Source organism: Barnesiella sp. ET7 (assembly GCF_024733785.1).
GTDB classification, from domain to species: Bacteria; Bacteroidota; Bacteroidia; order Bacteroidales; family Barnesiellaceae; genus Barnesiella; species Barnesiella merdigallinarum.
The window spans coordinates 1-1711 of record NZ_JANRHM010000046.1 but is presented as its reverse complement, the minus strand read 5'-3'; the positions used below and the strand labels follow the sequence as shown (position 1 = coordinate 1711).

Annotated in this window: 1 tRNA gene and 1 rRNA gene; both read left to right on the top strand. The window is 54.1% G+C overall.

Annotation, left to right across the window (positions count from 1 at the left end):
- Positions 1–1514, top strand: a 16S ribosomal RNA gene (locus tag NW211_RS13750); the annotation flags it as partial.
- A gap of 120 nt (positions 1515–1634) precedes the next feature.
- A tRNA-Ile gene (locus tag NW211_RS13745) sits at positions 1635–1708 on the top strand.
- The last annotated feature ends 3 nt before the right edge of the window (positions 1709–1711 follow it).

Below are 1711 nucleotides of genomic sequence, written 5' to 3'. Positions count from 1 at the left end.
CTGGCTCAGGATGAACGCTAGCGACAGGCCTAACACATGCAAGTCGAGGGGCAGCGCGGAGGTAGCAATACTTCTGGCGGCGACCGGCGCACGGGTGAGTAACACGTATGCAATCTGCCTGTAACAGGGGGATAACCCGGAGAAATCCGGCCTAATACCCCATAACGACGAGATCTCGCATGGGGATTCGTCTAAAGAGAGCAATCTTGGTTACAGATGAGCATGCGGTCCATTAGCCAGTTGGCGGGGTAACGGCCCACCAAAGCGACGATGGATAGGGGTTCTGAGAGGAAGGTCCCCCACATTGGAACTGAGACACGGTCCAAACTCCTACGGGAGGCAGCAGTGAGGAATATTGGTCAATGGTCGGCAGACTGAACCAGCCAAGTCGCGTGAAGGAAGACGGCCCTAAGGGTTGTAAACTTCTTTTGTCGGAGAGTAAAGGTCTTCACGAGTGGAGATTTGCAAGTATCCGAAGAAAAAGCATCGGCTAACTCCGTGCCAGCAGCCGCGGTAATACGGAGGATGCGAGCGTTATCCGGATTTATTGGGTTTAAAGGGTGCGTAGGCGGCATGACAAGTCAGCGGTGAAATGCCCGGGCTTAACCCGGGAGCTGCCGTTGAAACTGTCGAGCTAGCGTGCACAAGAGGTAGGCGGAATGCGTGGTGTAGCGGTGAAATGCATAGATATCACGCAGAACCCCGATTGCGAAGGCAGCCTACTAGGGTGCAACGGACGCTGAAGCACGAAAGCGTGGGTATCGAACAGGATTAGATACCCTGGTAGTCCACGCAGTAAACGATGAATACTAACTGTTTGCGATATAATGTAAGTGGTACAGCGAAAGCGTTAAGTATTCCACCTGGGGAGTACGCCGGCAACGGTGAAACTCAAAGGAATTGACGGGGGCCCGCACAAGCGGAGGAACATGTGGTTTAATTCGATGATACGCGAGGAACCTTACCCGGGCTCAAACGCAGGGGGAATATGGGTGAAAGCCCATAGTCGGTAACGGCCGCCTGCGAGGTGCTGCATGGTTGTCGTCAGCTCGTGCCGTGAGGTGTCGGCTTAAGTGCCATAACGAGCGCAACCCCTATTGACAGTTACTAACGGGTCAGGCCGAGGACTCTGTCGAGACTGCCGGCGCAAGCCGCGAGGAAGGTGGGGATGACGTCAAATCAGCACGGCCCTTACGTCCGGGGCGACACACGTGTTACAATGGCAGGTACAGAAGGCAGCCAACCAGCAATGGTGAGCGAATCCCAAAAACCTGTCTCAGTTCGGATTGGAGTCTGCAACTCGACTCCATGAAGCTGGATTCGCTAGTAATCGCGCATCAGCCATGGCGCGGTGAATACGTTCCCGGGCCTTGTACACACCGCCCGTCAAGCCATGGAAGCCGGGAGTACCTGAAGCATGCAACCGCAAGGAGCGTACGAAGGTAATACCGGTAACTGGGGCTAAGTCGTAACAAGGTAGCCGTACCGGAAGGTGCGGCTGGAACACCTCCTTTCTGGAGAAGAGACACCAAAAAGAGGCCGAAGAGAAAGGTTCTCGACTCTTGAACGCACTGCTTCTTTTCATTCATATATAAAAAGGAAACAGAGACACCCGCCAGGGCACGATTTGAGACAGTCCTATAGCTCAGTTGGTTAGAGCGCTACACTGATAATGTAGAGGTCGGCAGTTCAAATCTGCCTGGGACTACAC